The following is a 15,775-nucleotide window of genomic DNA, read 5'->3' as shown; positions in this document are numbered from 1 at the left end:
TGCTGGCGCTAGCAGGCCGCCCGCGCGCCGGCGAGAAGCCGATGTATTTGCGCGACCACGGCCGCCCCTTCGCCAACCGCCGACGCGACGCGTTTGGTCGAACCGGAGCGCACGTCGCCGATCGCGAACACGCCCGGCACGCTGGTTTGCAGCGACATCGACTGCAGGCCGGCGCCGGGAATGTCGGGGCCTGTCAGGACGAAGCTCCTGTCGTCGAGCGCCACGCCGCATGTCGCGAGCCAGCTTGTGTTCGGCTCCGCGCCGATGAAGACGAACAGATGATGTGTCGTCATGCTTCCTTCGATGCCGCCCGCGCCACGATAGCGCACGCGCTCGAGGCGTGCATCGCCTTCGAGCGCGGTGAGTTCGACTCGCGTATGCAGCGTCACATTCGGCAGTGCCAGAATGCGCTCGATCAGATAGTGCGACATGCTGTGCTCGAGGCTTGCGCTGCGGATGAACATGTGCACGTGCTCGGCGTGCGACGCGAGAAATACGACAGCCTGTCCCGCAGAATTGCCTCCGCCGATCAGCAGCACGGGTTCCTTGCGGCACAGACGCGCCTCGATGGGCGTGGCCCAGTAATACACGCCGGAGCCCTCGAAACGTTCCAGCCCTTCGACGTCGGGTCTGCGATATTCCGCGCCCGTCGCGATCACGACCGTGCGCGCGGTGATGCGCCGGTCATCCGTGAGTTCGACGACGGGCGGCAGCTTGTCGCAATACAGGGCGCGGACTTCGCACGGAATGCCGATGTGCGCGCCGAACTTCTGCGCCTGCACGAACGCGCGGCCCGCCAGTGCGTGCCCCGTAATGCCCGTCGGAAATCCCAGATAGTTTTCGATGCGTGAACTGGTGCCCGCCTGTCCGCCCGGCGCGCGGCAATCGAGCGCGGCGACGGACAGTCCCTCCGAGGCCGCATACACGGCGGCCGCGAGTCCAGCGGGACCGGCGCCGACAATCGCGACATCGTAGACGTGCGCGGGATCGAATTCGGGGATCAGCCCGAGGCACGATGCGAGTTGCCCTTCATCGGGGTTGCGCAGCACCGTGCCGTCCGGACAGACGACGAGTGGAAAGTCGTCCGGTTGCGGCGTCAGGCGTTCCAGCAACGCGATCGCCTCGGCGTCCGTATCCGCGTCGAGCGTCATGCTCGGAAACGCGTTGCGGCGCAGGAAGTTTTCCAGTGCGCGCAGCCGCGCGTTGCCGGAAGGGCCGACAAGCACCACGCCATGCCCGCGTTCGATGACGAGTACGCGCCGCAGGATCAGCGCGCGCATGATCTTTTCGCCGAGATCGGCTTCGCTGATCATCAGCGCGCTGAGTTCCTCGGGACGCAGCAGGATCGCCTCGACATCTTCCGTCACATGCGCGTCGACGACGGCGGGCTTGTTCGACAGTTGCGTCACGTCCGACGTGAATTCGCCGCGCGTCGTGTACGTGTGAATGATCCGTTCGTGGCCGAGCCCGTCGCGGCCAATGATCCGCACCTGGCCGGACAGCAGCACGAACACGCCGGGACACAGGCTTCCCGCGCGATACAGCAGGGCGCCTCGCGTGTAGCGCGACGGTGTGCCGAAGCGCCTGATTCGCTCGATCTCGGCGTCCGTGAGGACGGGGAACATCTGCTGATGCCGCGGATGATCGCGCACGCTCGGGTCCTCGAGCAGCGCGTCGGCTTCGAGCGGGTTTGCGTCAGTAGGCGATTGGCCCGCAGGCGCTGCATCTGACGGCGTTGACTCATTGCTCATCGCGGACAGTCCTCGGCGATTGAGGGGATGGTGCGTGGATCGTTAGCGGATGTCAGGGCGGACGTAAGTAACAGGGTAATCGAGTTGGCGCGGATCGGCAGACATGGTCTGCATCAATGTTTGCATCGTTCGAGTCCTGCAATGAATAGCCCCTGTTTTGCAGCATGGGATTCGCGTTTCCACGGTAATCGGCGTGACACGTTCGAGCTTCGTCGCTTATCGCCTGATTCGTGTGAACGGGTTTACCCCATCGCGTTTCATCGCGTGACGCGGCGACCGTCTTTCAGTCGATGGCGCTGGAATCCGCACTGAGCAACACACGTCGTTGATGGCGGTCGTCAGCCTCTTTCGATGCCCGGACGTTCCGCGCTAGCCATTGTTCGATTGCGCAGCTGGAGGGCAAACATGAAACGTTCCGATACGGGCAGGACGTCGATCGTCCCGCGCTGGAGTGTGATCGCGGCGCTGGCGGCAGCCGGTTCAACGTGTCTTGCGGCGGGAAGCGCGGAAGTCGGGCCGGCCGCTGCGTCATCCGCACGAGGACCGCTGACGCTGATGATCCAGTCTCCAGCGGGCGGCGTCGTTCGGCTAACCTACGTGCCCGACGAAGGCTGGAAAGCCGACCCGGCCGTGAGCGTCGAGCGGGCCGCCGCGAGCGTCCCGCCGTCCGAGGCGAATTCCGCGCTCGACGAAGCGACGCACAAACCGATGACGGTGTTCATCGACGGGCCGACGGGTTTCACTTACTTCTGGAGCCGCGAGCACGGCTGGAAATTCGTCGGGCGGCTATCGGACCGGCTTCCATAAGGCACACCCGGTGAGGGCGGCGCAGCGCCGTCGACGCGCTCCCTCACATTTCCCCTATCGAAAGGAATCGTGCGATTAAATCGTATGCGATTGACATCGCGTGTGATTTGGATCAATATGCGTCGCATGCGATTTAATCGCATGAAACCAAAATGCAACTCGCCACTTTCGATCAAGGATTACACGATGACCCACATTGAAAAAGTACTGTTCACGGGCAAGACGCTGACGACGGCAAGCCGGCACGCTGGCGCAACGCGAGGCCATGAAGGCAGCCTCGACATCAGGCTGTCCGCGCCCGGCCATGCCGCGCATCCAGACCACGTGTTCGAGTCCGCGCAGCCGCATCCGACGGCTGAGCAGCTGTTTGCGGGCGCATGGTCGGCCTGTCTGATTACCGCGATCGGGTTGGCGGCCAAAGAAAAGAGGGTCGCGCTGCCTGCCGACCTTGCGCTCGAGGTCGCCATCGATCTCGGCATGACGGGTAACGCGTACTTTCTCGGCGCGCGGATCGACGTGAGCATGCCAGGCGTTGCGCGCGACGTGGCCGAGGCGGTCGTGCATGCGGCGGACGACATGTGTCCGTATTCGAAAGCCACGCGCGGCAATATCGACGTGGCGATCAACGTGATCTGAAGCGCTCGCTGACGGAAGCAGCGCCGAGGTCGCGAGGCGAGCGTCTTCGGTGTCGCGTCGGATGAGCCGGAAGGGCGCGCTAGAATAAAAACACGCGCCCTTTCTCTCGATGGCAGACGGCCATGATTCTTCGCGTTGCCCGCTTCGTTCGCCCAGCCTTGTCTGCCTTGTCTGCCGCCTTGCTGGCGACGCTCGCGGCGTGTGGCGGCGGCAGCGTCTGCATAAGCTTCGACGGCTGCGTTGCCGCGAACCCGGCACCGAGCGTCGCGCTCGCGGGCACGGCGGCGACGGGCAAGGCGCTCGCGAGCGCGAACGTCAACGCGACCTGTGCACAAGGCGCGGGCGCCACATTATCGGACGGCGGCGGCCGCTACAGCCTCGCTTTCAATGCGACCCTTCCTTGCATGATCACGGTGACGTCAGCCGGCACGACGCTGCATTCGCTTGCGTTCGCGGGCGGCACCTTCAATACGACGCCGGAAACGGACTTGATGATCGTCTATCTCGCGGCGCAACTCGGCACGAGCGAGTCCAACCTGATTGCGAGCTTTTCCGGCAATACGCAATTCCAGCAGGCGCTGGCGAACCAGAGCAACGTGCTGGCAGCGCAATCTGCCGTCGTCACGAATTTGCAGCAGCACTATGCGCTCACGCTGGCCGTGCCTGCGTTTCTGTCTACGCCGTTCACCGTCGGGCAGGCAGGCGTCGACAGCGATCTCGATGCGCTCGCGAAAGCGGGCGCCATCGACAGCAATGGCATGCCCGACCCAGCCGCTGTGTCGCTGATGACGCAAGCGGGTCTTGCGCATCCGCTTGCAAAAGTGTCCGTGACTTCGGCGAGCATCAGGCAATAGGCTCCGTCGTCATCGCACGCGTGAGGCCATGCATGGGCCGGCGCATCGCGACGTCGAACGGATTGACTTGCGGACCGATGAGGTCCGCTTGCCGCTTGAGAAGTTCGACGACCATCGGCAGCCGGTCTTCGCCGAGACGCGCCGACAACGTGCCGACGCTCAACGCGGCAACCGCGCATCCCGTGCGGTCGATGATCGGCACGGCAACGCCCGCCATCCCTTCCAGCACGCCGCTATTGCGCCCCGCGTAGCCGAGCTGGCGCACGCGTTCGATTTCGGTGCGCAAATAGACTTCGTCGAGCACGCCATAGCTGCGCAGACGCGGGACATTGAAGCGAATGATTTCTTCGCGCTCCGCTTCCGGCAGGAACGCGAGAATCGCGAGGCTGCCCTGGCCGATACCCAGCGCGACGCGACCGCCGATATCGCCCGTGAACGAGCGGATCGGTAACGGTCCTTCGCACATGTCGAGGCACACGGCGTCGAAGCTGCTTTTGACAAGCAGAAAGATCGTGTCGCCGAGGCTCGCACACAGGCGCAGAAGAGCGGGCCGACACAGTGCGCGCATGCCGCTCGGATTGCCGGCTTGCGCGGCGAGCGCAAAGAAGTCGACGCTGAGCCGGTAGAGCTTCGTGTTCTGGTCCTGTTCGACGATGCCTTCGGCGATCAAAGCATGCAGTATGCGATGCACGGTGGCCTGCGTGAGTCCGACGGCCTTCGCGATGCGTGTCACGCGGCCGCCTTCCGGCTGGATTTCGCCGAGCGCGCGCATCACCGCAAATGCACGCTGCAACATGCCCGTGCCTGGCGCGTCGGGTTCCGTGGAAGGATTCATCGGCGATCTCGATCAGGATTCCATTGAACGGAATACTAGCCGATGTTCACGCCAAAAAACCACCACCGTGCGGGAAAAGGCTGCTGCGGCATTGCTCGGTGTTTTCACTGACGGCGTACGGCGGAACGGTAGCATCCAAATCAAGCAAAGTTATTCCATCCAGCGGAAGAAGTCGGATCTTTATATCGTTCAATGGAATTTAGCGTTGACGCTTTGGAATTTGGCTAGCTAGAGTCGGCTCAACAGACACTCGTCGATACAGCCGGTGCGCCGCACCGAAAGGCCAGACCATGTCGTTTCTCACATTGACCGACGTCTCGAAGTCGTTCGGCGACCTGCATGCCGTGACGGGCCTCAACCTGTCGGTGGAAAAGGGCGAGTTCGTTTCGCTGCTGGGCCCGTCGGGCTGCGGCAAAACGACGACGCTGCAGATGATCGCGGGCTTCATCGAAACGTCGCGCGGCCGCATCACGCTCGATGGCCGTGACATCACACATATGAAGCCGAACCGGCGCGGCCTCGGTATCGTCTTTCAAAGCTACGCGCTGTTTCCGCACATGAGCGTCGCGCAGAACGTGAGCTTCGGGCTCGAAATGCGCGGCGTCGACAAAGCCGAGCGCGCGGACCGCGTGCGCGAAGTATTGGCACTGGTGCGCCTCGATGCGCTCGCGCATCGGTTTCCGCGCGAACTGTCGGGCGGTCAGCGGCAGCGTGTCGCGATCGCACGCGCCATCGTGATCGCGCCGCCCGTGCTGCTGCTCGACGAGCCGATGTCGAACCTCGATGCGAAGCTGCGTGAAGACATGCAGTTCGAACTGCGCGCTATCCAGCGCAAGATCGGCACGACGACGATCATGGTCACGCACGATCAATCCGAAGCGCTGTCGATCAGCGACCGCGTGGTCGTGATGGAAGCGGGACGCATCACGCAGATCGACACGCCGTATCGCGCTTATGAACGGCCCGAGAACCTCTTTGTGTCGCAGTTCATCGGCAAGGCGAACATGCTGGCGGGCAAGGTCGTGTCGCGCGACGGCGACGCGATCCGCATCGACTTCGGTCACGATCTCGCGCAGACGGGGAGCCTGGCACAGCTTGCTTCGCAAGGCCAGTCCATCAGTGTCGGCGATGCTGTCACGCTGTGCATACGCCCGGAAAAACTGCGGCTATGCGCGCCCGATAAAGGGCGTCTCGCGGGCAACGTGACGAGCCGCTTCTTTCTCGGCAGCCAGTGGCTCTATCGACTCGACAGCCGCGTCGGCGAGATGCTGGTGTGCTGCCAGAACCACGGCGACGAACCGTTTCCGGAGGGCGCGCAAGTCGGCATCGACTGGCATGCGGATTCGCTGCGTCTGATCGGCCGGGAGCGCGCGCATGGATAGCACGCTGCCCGCCACGCCGGCTACGGGCGAACGCGCGGCGCGCGCACCGTGGCAGGCATTCATGCCGCTCTGGCTGATGAGCGCGCCCGCGCTGATACTCTTCGCCACGCTCGTGCTCGTGCCGCTCGCGATGACGTTCGCGCTCACCTTCTATCGCTTCGATCCCGCGAGCGGACCGATTGCCGCGCTCGATTTTCATAACTATGCGGAAGTGCTCGGCTCGTCGTATTTCCACACGATCTTTCTGCGCACATTCGGCATTGCGTTTCTGACTACCGTGTTGTGCGTCGCGATCGGCACACCCGAAGCGTATGTGCTGTCGCGCATGCGCGACCCGTGGCGCGCGCTCTTTCTGCTGGTGATACTCGCGCCGCTGCTCGTCTCCGTGGTGGTGCGCGCGTTCGGCTGGAGCATGCTGCTGAACACGAATGGCCTCGTCAATCAGGCATTCGCGCTGTTCGGCCTCGGGCCGTACAAGCTCGAATACACGACGTTCGCGATCGTCATCGCGCTCGTCCACGTGATGGTGCCGTTCATGGTGATTCCCGTCTGGACCGCGCTGCAACGGCTCGATCCGCAGACCGAAAATGCCGCGCTCTCGCTGATGGCGTCGCCCGCTACTACGCTGCGCCGCATCGTCCTGCCGCAACTCGTGCCCGGCATCCTGTCCGGCAGCCTCATGGTGTTCGGCCTGTCGGCGAGTGCATTCGCGATTCCGGGGTTGCTCGGCGGAAGGCGCCTGAAGGTGGCGGCCACGGCCGTCTATGACCAGTTCCTCAGTTCGATGAACTGGCCGCTCGGCGCGACGATCGCGATGCTGCTGCTGGTGGCGAACCTCGTCGTGATGCTCACCTACTACCGCGTGCTCGAGCGGCGCTACGCCCGCAGCATGGGCTGATTCGAACGGACGAGCGAAACATCATGCGCAAGAACGGCTTCTTTGCACTCGCTTTCCATACCGTCGTGATCCTCTTCGTGCTCGCCCCGCTCGCGATCGTCGTGCTGGTCGCGTTCACGCCGGACGAGACGCTGACGCTCCCGACGCACGGTTTCTCGCTGCGCTGGTTCCGCGCGATTCTCGACTATCCCGACTTCATATCGGCCTTCGTCAACAGCCTGAAACTGGCGTTCGCGTCGGCGACGCTGTCGCTCGTCATCGCGTTGCCTGCAGGGCTGGCGATCGGCCGCGCGCGCTTTCCGGGCCGCAACTTTCTCAACGCGCTGCTGCTGTCGCCACTGGTGATCCCCGGCCTCGTGCTCGGTATCGCGATGCTGCGCTTCTTTGCGCTGATCGGCGCAACGGGGTCGTTCGCGTGGCTGATTCTGGCGCACATGGTGGTGATCACGCCGTTCGTGATGCGGCTCGTGCTCGCGTCGGTGAGCGGACTGGATCGCAGCATCGAGCACGCGGCGTCGTCGCTAGGCGCCGATGCGTGGACCACGTTTCGCCGCATCACGCTGCCGATGATCGTGCCCGGCATCACTGGCGGCTGGCTGCTGGCGTTCATCAACAGTTTCGACGAGTTGACGATGTCGGTTTTCATCACGTCGCCGCAGACAGTGACGCTACCGGTGCGCATGTACATGTACGCCACTGAATCGATCGATCCGATGATGGCGTCCGTCTCCGCGCTCGTCATCTTCATCACGGCGGGCGCGATGCTGCTGCTCGATCGCGTCTACGGGCTCAACCGCATTCTGATCGGCCAGCACTGATGGCTTCTTATCGCGCTCACATGACCAGTTCCGTCAGCCAGTTGCTGCGCGTCGCCGAAACGGGACGCACACCGTTGTCGTTCTTTCTCGACGGCGTCGAAGTCGGCGCGTTGACGGGCGATACGGTATTGACGGCCATCCTGATGCAGCAGCGTCACGTGCGCCACAGCGAGTTCACGGGAGAGCCGCGCGCGGGCTTTTGCATGATCGGCGCGTGTCAGGACTGCTGGGTGCGTTGCGAAGACGGCACGCGCATTCGCGCCTGTTCGACGCTGGTGAAAGAGGGCATGCGTGTCGTGACGAATGGCGCGCGCAACACTGAAGGATGCGCGCGATGAACGGCGTACAGCGCATCGTGATCGTCGGCGCGGGGCCGGCGGGCATCCGCGCGGCGCAGACGCTGGCGGCGGCGGGCCTCCGTCCCGTGGTGCTCGACGAGAACGCACGCTGGGGCGGACAGATTTATCGTCAGCCGCCCGCCGATGCGGGCTTCGAACGCAGCAAGGCGGCGTTGTACGGTTTCGAGGCGAAGAAGGCCGATGCCGTGCACGAAACCATGCGCGCGCTGCTGCCGCAGATCGACTATCGGCCGGACACGCTCGTGTGGTCGTGCGAAGGCGGCAGGCTCGACACGCTGTGCAACGGTCACGAGGCGAGCGTGCCGTTCACGCATCTGATCGTCGCGAGCGGCGCGACGGACCGGGTGGTGCCCATGCCGGGCTGGACCCTGCCGGGCGTCTACACGCTCGGCGGCGCGCAGGTCGCGCTGAAGGCGCAGGGCTGCGCGATAGGACGGCGCATCGTGCTGGCGGGCACAGGGCCGTTGCTGTATCTCGTCGCGTATCAGTACGTGAAGGCGGGCGCGCGGATCGAAGCGGTGCTGGATACGAGCGCGCTGTCGCGCCAGGTGGCGGCGATGCCGAAACTCGTCAGCCAGCCGTCGACATTTGCAAAGGGCGTGTACTACGTCGCGTGGTTGAAGGCGCGCGGAATCGAGGTGATGCGCGGTGTGGCGCTGACGCGCATCGACGGTGCGCGGCACGTGACGGGGATTCGCTTCAAAACGTCTGACGGCAATGAAGCAGACATCGCTTGCGACGCAGTCGGCCTCGGCTTTGGTCTGCGTCCCGAGACACAGATCGCCGATCTCGCGGGTTGTCGCTTTCGCTTCGACGCATTGAACCGCTGCTGGCTGCCCGAACGCGATGCGGCAGGACGCAGCTCGGTGCCGGGCATCTATCTCGCAGGCGACGGCGCGGGCATTGCGGGCGCCGATGCCGCGGAGCTCGCGGGACGCCGTGCTGCGCTTGCGCTGCTCGACGATCTCGGCATCGTGCAACGCACGCAACACGGCGGCATGAATGGCGCGATGCTCGAGCAGCGCTTGCAGCGCATCGCGGTATTTCGCGCGGGCCTCGAAGCGGCCTTCGCGCCGCCGCAACACTTTGCGCAGCAATGGCCCGACGAGATGACCGTGTGCCGCTGCGAAGAAGTCGATGCCGGCACGCTTCGCCGCTGCATTCGCAGCGGTGAAGCGAGCGAAATCAACCGTCTGAAGGCGCTGACGCGGATCGGCATGGGACGTTGCCAGGGCCGCATGTGCGGGGAAGCGGCCATTGCACTGCTGAGCCACGAAACGGGCCGTCCGCTCGAAAGCGTCGGCCGTTTGCGCAGCCAGGCGCCCATCAAGCCGATCCCTATTTCGCCGATGCTGTTCGACGACGGTGTCGCGGCGATTCCCGAGGAAGCACGCGATGAGTGATGCCGTCCATTATCAGGTCGTGATCGCGGGCGGTGGGCTCGTCGGTTCGTCGGCGGCGCTGATGCTCGCGCGGCGCGGCGTGCGCGTCGCGCTGTTCGAGCGGCGCTACTGCGGCGCACAGGCAAGCGGCGTGAACTACGGCGGCGTGCGCTGTCAGGGCCGGCCAGTCGAGCAAATGCCCCTCGCGATGCGTGCGCGGCGGGTGTGGGACCGCTTGCCCGAGTTGATCGGCATCGACGGCGAACTCGTCGTATCCGGACATTTGCGGCTCGCGCGCCGCGACAGCGATTTCGCCGTGCTCCAAACATGGGCTGCGATGGCGCGCGAACACGGGCTCGAGACCGAACTGATCGCGGGTGCGGCGTTCCGCAGGCGCTATCCGTGGCTCGGCGAGGCGGCGCTCGGCGGGTCGCTGTGCACGAGCGACGGACAGGCCAATCCGCGCCTCGTGTCGCCCGCTTTCGCGCGCGCGGCGCAACGCGCGGGCGCCATCGTGCGGGAGCAGACCGCCCTCACCGATATCGCGCACGACGGCACGCGCTTTCAGATCCGCGCGGGCAACGAGCACATCACGGCCGACTGGCTGATCAACAGCGCAGGCGCGTGGGCGAACACGATCGCGGGCTTTTTCGGCGAAGCCGTGCCGATGAAGCCGATCTATCCAAACATGTGGGTGACCGAGCCGCTGCCGCGCGTCGTCATGCACAACCTCGGCGTGGTAGGCGGCGGCGTCTATGCGCGTCAGGTCGAGCGCGGCAATTGCGTGATCGGAGGCGGACGCGGACATGGTGACGGCGAGTATGCGCAGCCGTCGACGGACACCACGCGCGCGGTAATGCGCGACGCCTGCGCGCTGTTGCCCTTCTTGCGCGACGCGCTTCTGATACGTACATGGAGCGGCGTCGAGGGCGAAACACCCGATAGCCATCCCGTGATCGGCGCGAGCCGGAAAGTGCCGCGCCTGCTGCATGCATTCGGTTTTTCGGGCGGCGGCTTTCTGCTTGCGCCCGGTGTTGGCGAGGTGCTGGCCGACCTCGTGATCGACGGCGAAACGTCGACGCCGCTCGACGCGTTTGCGATCTGCCGCTTCGATCGAAGCACGATCCCCGCTGTTCTTCAGTCATGTCAAGGAGACCCACGATGAAGCTGTCAAGCACGGTCGCGGCGCTGGCCGCCGTGTTCGCGATCGGCGTTGCCGCGCCCGCCTGGTCGGAAACCAAAACGATCTACATCGGCATGAACGGCGGCCCGATGGAGAAGGCCTACACGAGCCAGGTACTGCCCGACTTCGAGAAAGCCAACAACGTGAAGGTAGTGGTAGTGCCGGGCACGTCCTCAGATGTGCTCGCTAAATTGCTCGCCAATCGCAACAGCCCGCAGATTCATGTCGCGTTTCTCGATGACGGCGTAATGGCGCGCGCCGTCAGCATGGGCGTGTGCCAGAAGCTCGACGATGCGCCCGTGCTGAAAGAACTGTATCCGTTCGCGCGCATGAAAGACGACATGGGCGCGGGCGTGCAGCTCGGCATGACGGGTATCGGCTACAACACCAGGCTGTTTGCCGAGAAGGGTTGGGCGCCCCCTACGTCGTGGATGGATTTCGCCAATCCGAAGTACAAGGGCAAAGTGGTGTTCCAGTCCGCATCGAGCAGCACGTTTGGCCTGCATGGCTTTCTCGCGATCAATCGTCTGATGGGAGGCAGCGATCAGAACGTCGAGCCCGGTTTCAGCAAATGGTCGAGCACGGTAGGACCGAATGTCGTCGAGTACATTCCCAATTCGGCGAAGCTCTCGGAAATGGTGCAGACGGGCGAAGCGGGCCTCTTTCCGTTGACCCCGACGGCTGTCGGCGATCTGCAGGACAAGGGCATCCCTGTCGGCTACGCGAATCCGAAAGAAGGCGCCGTGTTGTTGCTCGTCGATCTGTGCGTCGTGAAGAACAATTCCGACCCGCAGCTTGCGCAGAAACTCGCACAGTTCCTGCTGTCGGCGCCTGCGCAGTCGAAAGCGGCCGCGGCAGGCAGGCAGATTCCGACCAACGAGCACGCGACGATGACGCCCGCGATGCAAAAGAGCCTCGGCAATCTCGACGATCTGGTGAAGAAGGTGACGGTGGTCGATTGGGATTCGATCAACGCGCACCGCGCGCAGTGGGATCAGCGCTGGAACAGGCAAATCGAGCAGTAACGCGCGAGCCGAACGATGTGCGTGCGGCGGTGCGTCGATGACGCCCGCCGTCACGCTCCTTTTTCCCGTATGCGCCGCGGCACCTCGCCATACCGCCTCACAGTGTGCGCCGCGTGCGACGTATGTGTCTGCACTGCAGCGAACGGTTGCCGCAAGAAATAGAAAACGCGCTTCCAAAGCGTGCACGAATGCCGCAATTTGTTCTACGCTATAAAAGTTACAGTGTGCCCATCAGGCTCGTGTTGCACCCCTGCCGTCCGGGAGCTTTCGCACAGCGTGTTTTGCGTGCGTCTCTCCCGCTGTCGCACCGTGGCGTGACGGGCGTCTAACCGTCATAACATCTCTATACTGTTCTGATTCGGGTCGACCTGTCAGCGCCTGTCGCGGACCGGGCGACACTCGGACGCATCTGTTCGCACCTTTTACCGAGGAGGATGAAGATGGCGATTCGACTAGGAGAAGTAGCGCCCGATTTCACGGCGGAGACCACGGAAGGCACGATTCATTTTCACGAATGGATTGGCGATAGCTGGGCCATCCTGTTCTCGCACCCAAAAGACTTCACACCCGTCTGCACAACCGAACTGGGTTATATGGCGGGACTCAAGCCGGAGTTCGACAAGCGCAACACAAAGATCATCGGGCTTAGCATCGACCCTGTCAGCGATCACCAGAAGTGGGTGAAGGACATTGAGGAAACGCAGGGCAACGCGGTCAACTATCCGATGATCGGCGACCACGATCTCAAGGTCGCCAAGCTCTACGACATGATCCACCCCGAAGCGAGCGGCGGCGGCCCGCGCACGGCTGTCGACAATGCAACGGTGCGTTCTGTGTTCCTGATCGGGCCGGACAAGAAGGTCAAGGCAATGCTCGTCTATCCGATGAGTTCAGGCCGGAATTTCGACGAAGTGCTGCGTTTGCTGGACTCGCTGCAACTGAACGCGAAGCACACCGTCGCGACGCCCGTGAACTGGAAACCGGGCGAGGACGTGATCATTCCGACATCCGTCTCCGACGACGCCGCGAAGGAAAAGTATCCGCAGGGCTTCAAGACGTTGAAGCCGTATCTGCGCTACGTGCAGCAACCCAAGTAAGACCGCGACTGCTGCCGGCGCGCGCAGGGAAAGACCATTGCGCGCGCCGGCGGAGTTTCTGTCCGATACATCTCGAGAGACCGTAAGCGTGCTGATCTTCCGCCAGCTGTTCGACCAGCAATCGTCCACCTACACGTATCTGCTCGCCGACAGCGACACGCGTGAAGCCGTGCTCATCGACCCGGTGTTCGAGCAGGCGCGCCGCGATGCCGCGCTGCTCGAAGAATTGCGCCTGCGTTTGCTGTATACGATCGACACGCACGTTCACGCGGATCACGTGACGGGCGCATGGCTGCTGAAAAAGCACACCGGCAGCAAGATTGCGATTTCGGCGGCGAGCGGCGCGGAAGGCGCGGACCATTATGTCAGTCACGGCGATACGATCGCGTTCGGCGCGCGTCATCTGCAAGTGCGCGCAACGCCAGGTCATACGAATGGCTGCGTCAGTCTCGTGCTCGATGACGGGTCGATGGCCTTCACGGGCGACTGTCTGCTGATTCGCGGCACAGGGCGCACCGACTTTCAGAGTGGCAATCCCCACGCGCTGTTCCGCGCGGTGCACGAGCAGCTTTTCTCGTTGCCTGACACCTGCCTGCTGTATCCGGCGCACGATTATCGCGGCCTCACCGTGACGAGCGTCGACGAAGAGCGGCGCTTCAATCCACGGCTTGGCGGCGAACTGTGCGAAGAGGATTTCGCCGTCTATATGACGAATCTCGGGCTACCGCATCCGCGGCAGATCGACGTGGCCGTGCCCGCGAACATGAAGTGCGGCGTCGCGGCAAGCGACCCGTCGCAAAAGCCGCTCCCCGAATGGGCACCCCTTACGTACACCTTTGCCGGCATCTGGGAGATTCACCCGCAGTGGCTCGAAGAGCATCTGCAAGCGGTGCAGATCATCGATGTGCGCGAGCCTGACGAATACGAAGGCCCGCTTGGACGCATTCCAGAAGCGAAGCTGATCTCGCTCGGCAACCTCGCGAAACGCACGGCGGAACTTGGCAAGGAGCGTCCCATCGTCACGGTTTGCCGCGCGGGCGGCCGTTCGGCTCAGGCGACGGTGATTCTTCGCCAGGCCGGTTTCGAAGAGGTCGCGAATCTTGCGGGCGGCATGCTGCGCTGGCGCGCGGAAGGGCGCGTGGTCGAAAACGGCAGCTTGTAGGCGCCGAGTTCGCGAAACCTAAATCGTGCCGAACAGCGCACGCGGACGATCGCGCAACGCGTGCGCCAGCGTCTGCAACGCGCTGACCAGCTGCTCGCGCGAGGACGCGCACGCGAGATTGATCCGCACGCCATGCTCGACCTCGGCGCGATCGACAGCGAACGCCGATGAAGGCATCACGACCACGCCGCGCGCTTTCGCATTTGCCGCGAAATCGTCGGCGCGCCACGGCGGCGGCAGCTTCAGCCATACGAACATGCACGCCGGATCGGATTCGAGCCACTCTTGCGGCAGAATCTGCCGCGCCAGATCATGCCGCACGCGAATCTCGGCCAGTTGCGCATCCATGATGCGGCGCGCGGTGCCGTCTTCGATCCATATCGTCGCGATCAACATGGACATCGGCGCGGGCATCCACGCGGTGGTGCGCACGGCCTCCGCGGCGAGCGCCGAGCGTTCTGGCGGACTCAGCAGATAGCCGAGGCGCAGTCCGGGTGCGAGGATCTTCGATGTCGCTGCGATGTGGAAAGTCAGCTCGGGACACAGGCTGGCAAGCGTCGGCAGGCGCTGAGAGACGAGCGGGCCATACACGTCGTCTTCGATGATCGCGACGCCGTAACGACGCGCGATATCCACGAGCGCGACGCGCCGTTCGAGGCTCATCGTCGTCACGGTCGGATTCTGCAGATTCGGCACCGTGAAAATCGCCTTGACGGGCACGCGGCTGCAAATGCGCTCGACTTCGTCGGTAACGAGGCCGTCGCGGTCGCTCGGCACGCTGACGATCTCGAACTGGAATACGGGCGCGAGCGCTTTGAGGCCATAGTACGTGAGGCGGTCCGCGATGATCACGCCGTCGGTGCCGATCAGGCTGTTGAGCACGGCATACAGCCCGTGCTGTGCGCCGCTGGTCACGACCAGGTGCTCCTGGGTCGGCGTGAAGCCGGGCGCCGCCATCCACTTTGCGCCCGCTGAGCGCGCCCAGTCGGGCCCTTGCGGCGGCTGATATTCCTGTAGCGACGCATAGCGCGCATCGCGCGGCAGATCGGCGAGCGTAGTGGCGAGGCTCAACAAGAACTCGCCCGTTGCAGGCCGGTTGACGGTCAGATCGATGGCGCCGCCCCGTGCCGCGTTGCCCGCGCTCGCCGTCTCGACACGCGGCATCGCGCCGCCTGTTACGAGCGAGCCGCGCCTCTTGCTGCCGATCACCAGACCGCGCAGCTGCAATTCCTTGTACGCGCGCGACACCGTCGACACGTTGATGCCCAGTTCTGTCGCGAGCTGACGCTGCGGCGGCAACCGGCTGCCGGGCGGATAGACGCCGCCGCGAATCTCGTCCTCGATCGACGCCGAGACCTCGATATAGGTAGCGCGTTTTGTCTGGACCGCGTCGCCGTTTGTCTGGTCCGCTTCGGCGGCGGTGTCGTTGCTATGTGCCGCCTTGTGTCTGTTGGAAGCCATTGTCTTGCCCTGTCTCCATACAAAACAGGTTTTGTCTGCCTGTTTGTGCCCGTTCGTCGGATTTTATACCAGATCCGCCTCTGCGCCATGGTTTTCAGGGGCGGCAAGGACCGGACCCGCCTGCG

16 protein-coding genes are annotated in these 15,775 nt (G+C 64.0%); 13 read left to right on the top strand and 3 right to left on the bottom strand.

Annotation, left to right across the window (positions count from 1 at the left end):
• Window positions 1-8: 8 nt before the first annotated feature.
• On the bottom strand, window positions 9-1,751 hold the full coding sequence (locus tag BPHY_RS33040) for an FAD-dependent oxidoreductase (protein WP_012405822.1): 1,743 nt from the start codon (window positions 1,749-1,751) through the stop codon (window positions 9-11).
• Between the two features lie 405 nt (window positions 1,752-2,156).
• Here BPHY_RS33040 and BPHY_RS33035 point away from each other — a divergent pair, with 405 nt between their 5' ends.
• The 3 genes from BPHY_RS33035 to BPHY_RS33025 all read left to right on the top strand — a co-directional run bounded on the left by BPHY_RS33035 (window position 2,157) and on the right by BPHY_RS33025 (window position 4,048).
• Window positions 2,157-2,558: a hypothetical protein gene (locus tag BPHY_RS33035; protein WP_012405821.1), complete on the top strand. Its 402-nt coding sequence runs from the start codon at window positions 2,157-2,159 to the stop codon at window positions 2,556-2,558.
• Between the two features lie 186 nt (window positions 2,559-2,744).
• Window positions 2,745-3,194, top strand: coding sequence for an Ohr family peroxiredoxin (locus BPHY_RS33030; protein ID WP_012405820.1), 450 nt, complete (start codon window positions 2,745-2,747; stop codon window positions 3,192-3,194).
• A gap of 122 nt (window positions 3,195-3,316) precedes the next feature.
• Window positions 3,317-4,048 carry a hypothetical protein gene (locus BPHY_RS33025; protein WP_012405819.1) on the top strand — a complete coding sequence of 244 codons (732 nt, stop codon included), beginning with the start codon at window positions 3,317-3,319 and terminating at the stop codon, window positions 4,046-4,048.
• Here the strand turns inward: BPHY_RS33025 and BPHY_RS33020 are convergent.
• Complete coding sequence (locus BPHY_RS33020) at window positions 4,038-4,883, bottom strand: IclR family transcriptional regulator (protein ID WP_012405818.1); 846 nt, start codon at window positions 4,881-4,883, stop codon at window positions 4,038-4,040. The genes BPHY_RS33025 and BPHY_RS33020 overlap by 11 nt on opposite strands.
• Between BPHY_RS33020 and BPHY_RS42160 the strand changes: the two genes are divergently transcribed.
• From BPHY_RS42160 to BPHY_RS32975, 10 genes are all read left to right on the top strand, one after another.
• On the top strand, window positions 4,870-5,115 hold the full coding sequence (locus BPHY_RS42160; RefSeq protein ID WP_157686883.1) for a hypothetical protein: 246 nt from the start codon (window positions 4,870-4,872) through the stop codon (window positions 5,113-5,115). The genes BPHY_RS33020 and BPHY_RS42160 overlap by 14 nt on opposite strands.
• A 58-nt stretch (window positions 5,116-5,173) precedes the next feature.
• A complete protein-coding gene (locus BPHY_RS33015) occupies window positions 5,174-6,265 on the top strand; it encodes an ABC transporter ATP-binding protein (RefSeq protein WP_012405817.1) in 1,092 nt (363 codons plus the stop codon).
• The gene (locus BPHY_RS33010) at window positions 6,258-7,163 is read left to right on the top strand and encodes an ABC transporter permease (protein ID WP_012405816.1); all 906 of its coding nucleotides are present in this window, start codon (window positions 6,258-6,260) and stop codon (window positions 7,161-7,163) included. Before BPHY_RS33015 ends, BPHY_RS33010 begins: the two co-directional genes overlap by 8 nt.
• Window positions 7,164-7,186: 23 nt before the next feature.
• Window positions 7,187-7,981, top strand: a complete 795-nt coding sequence (locus BPHY_RS33005; protein WP_012405815.1) for an ABC transporter permease — start codon at window positions 7,187-7,189, stop codon at window positions 7,979-7,981.
• Entirely contained in the window at window positions 7,981-8,319 is a 339-nt protein-coding gene (locus BPHY_RS33000) for a (2Fe-2S)-binding protein (protein ID WP_012405814.1), read from the top strand. Before BPHY_RS33005 ends, BPHY_RS33000 begins: the two co-directional genes overlap by 1 nt.
• Window positions 8,316-9,743, top strand: coding sequence for an FAD/NAD(P)-dependent oxidoreductase (locus tag BPHY_RS32995; RefSeq protein WP_012405813.1), 1,428 nt, complete (start codon window positions 8,316-8,318; stop codon window positions 9,741-9,743). The genes BPHY_RS33000 and BPHY_RS32995 overlap by 4 nt, the downstream gene beginning before the upstream one ends.
• The gene (locus BPHY_RS32990) at window positions 9,736-10,887 is read left to right on the top strand and encodes an NAD(P)/FAD-dependent oxidoreductase (protein WP_012405812.1); all 1,152 of its coding nucleotides are present in this window, start codon (window positions 9,736-9,738) and stop codon (window positions 10,885-10,887) included. The genes BPHY_RS32995 and BPHY_RS32990 overlap by 8 nt, the downstream gene beginning before the upstream one ends.
• Window positions 10,884-11,930: an extracellular solute-binding protein gene (locus tag BPHY_RS32985; protein WP_012405811.1), complete on the top strand. Its 1,047-nt coding sequence runs from the start codon at window positions 10,884-10,886 to the stop codon at window positions 11,928-11,930. Before BPHY_RS32990 ends, BPHY_RS32985 begins: the two co-directional genes overlap by 4 nt.
• A gap of 440 nt (window positions 11,931-12,370) precedes the next feature.
• The gene (locus BPHY_RS32980; protein WP_012405810.1) at window positions 12,371-13,027 is read left to right on the top strand and encodes a peroxiredoxin; all 657 of its coding nucleotides are present in this window, start codon (window positions 12,371-12,373) and stop codon (window positions 13,025-13,027) included.
• A gap of 91 nt (window positions 13,028-13,118) precedes the next feature.
• Window positions 13,119-14,189 (top strand): MBL fold metallo-hydrolase, encoded by a 1,071-nt coding sequence (locus BPHY_RS32975; RefSeq protein ID WP_041766220.1) that lies wholly within the window; start codon window positions 13,119-13,121, stop codon window positions 14,187-14,189.
• An 18-nt stretch (window positions 14,190-14,207) separates the two neighbouring features.
• Here the strand turns inward: BPHY_RS32975 and BPHY_RS32970 are convergent, their stop codons facing one another.
• Window positions 14,208-15,650 (bottom strand): aminotransferase-like domain-containing protein, encoded by a 1,443-nt coding sequence (locus BPHY_RS32970; protein WP_012405808.1) that lies wholly within the window; start codon window positions 15,648-15,650, stop codon window positions 14,208-14,210.
• Window positions 15,651-15,775 lie beyond the last annotated feature (125 nt).

Origin of the sequence: Paraburkholderia phymatum STM815 (assembly GCF_000020045.1) — a bacterium.
GTDB lineage: Bacteria > Pseudomonadota > Gammaproteobacteria > Burkholderiales > Burkholderiaceae > Paraburkholderia > Paraburkholderia phymatum.
This window is presented reverse-complemented; position numbering and strand designations above follow the sequence as displayed.

Excerpts from the sequence above, each read along its gene's own strand:
- BPHY_RS33005 (WP_012405815.1), top strand. The coding sequence starts at position 7,187 with ATGCGCAAGAACGGCTTCTTTGCACTCGCTTTCCATACCGTCGTGATC.
- BPHY_RS33025 (WP_012405819.1), top strand. The coding sequence starts at position 3,317 with ATGATTCTTCGCGTTGCCCGCTTCGTTCGCCCAGCCTTGTCTGCCTTG.
- BPHY_RS33030 (WP_012405820.1), top strand. The coding sequence starts at position 2,745 with ATGACCCACATTGAAAAAGTACTGTTCACGGGCAAGACGCTGACGACG.
- BPHY_RS33040 (WP_012405822.1), bottom strand. The coding sequence starts at position 1,751 with ATGAGCAATGAGTCAACGCCGTCAGATGCAGCGCCTGCGGGCCAATCG.
- BPHY_RS32980 (WP_012405810.1), top strand. The coding sequence starts at position 12,371 with ATGGCGATTCGACTAGGAGAAGTAGCGCCCGATTTCACGGCGGAGACC.
- BPHY_RS32995 (WP_012405813.1), top strand. The coding sequence starts at position 8,316 with ATGAACGGCGTACAGCGCATCGTGATCGTCGGCGCGGGGCCGGCGGGC.
- BPHY_RS33015 (WP_012405817.1), top strand. The coding sequence starts at position 5,174 with ATGTCGTTTCTCACATTGACCGACGTCTCGAAGTCGTTCGGCGACCTG.
- BPHY_RS33000 (WP_012405814.1), top strand. The coding sequence starts at position 7,981 with ATGGCTTCTTATCGCGCTCACATGACCAGTTCCGTCAGCCAGTTGCTG.
- BPHY_RS33010 (WP_012405816.1), top strand. The coding sequence starts at position 6,258 with ATGGATAGCACGCTGCCCGCCACGCCGGCTACGGGCGAACGCGCGGCG.
- BPHY_RS33035 (WP_012405821.1), top strand. The coding sequence starts at position 2,157 with ATGAAACGTTCCGATACGGGCAGGACGTCGATCGTCCCGCGCTGGAGT.
- BPHY_RS33020 (WP_012405818.1), bottom strand. The coding sequence starts at position 4,883 with ATGAATCCTTCCACGGAACCCGACGCGCCAGGCACGGGCATGTTGCAG.
- BPHY_RS32985 (WP_012405811.1), top strand. The coding sequence starts at position 10,884 with ATGAAGCTGTCAAGCACGGTCGCGGCGCTGGCCGCCGTGTTCGCGATC.
- BPHY_RS32990 (WP_012405812.1), top strand. The coding sequence starts at position 9,736 with ATGAGTGATGCCGTCCATTATCAGGTCGTGATCGCGGGCGGTGGGCTC.
- BPHY_RS32970 (WP_012405808.1), bottom strand. The coding sequence starts at position 15,650 with ATGGCTTCCAACAGACACAAGGCGGCACATAGCAACGACACCGCCGCC.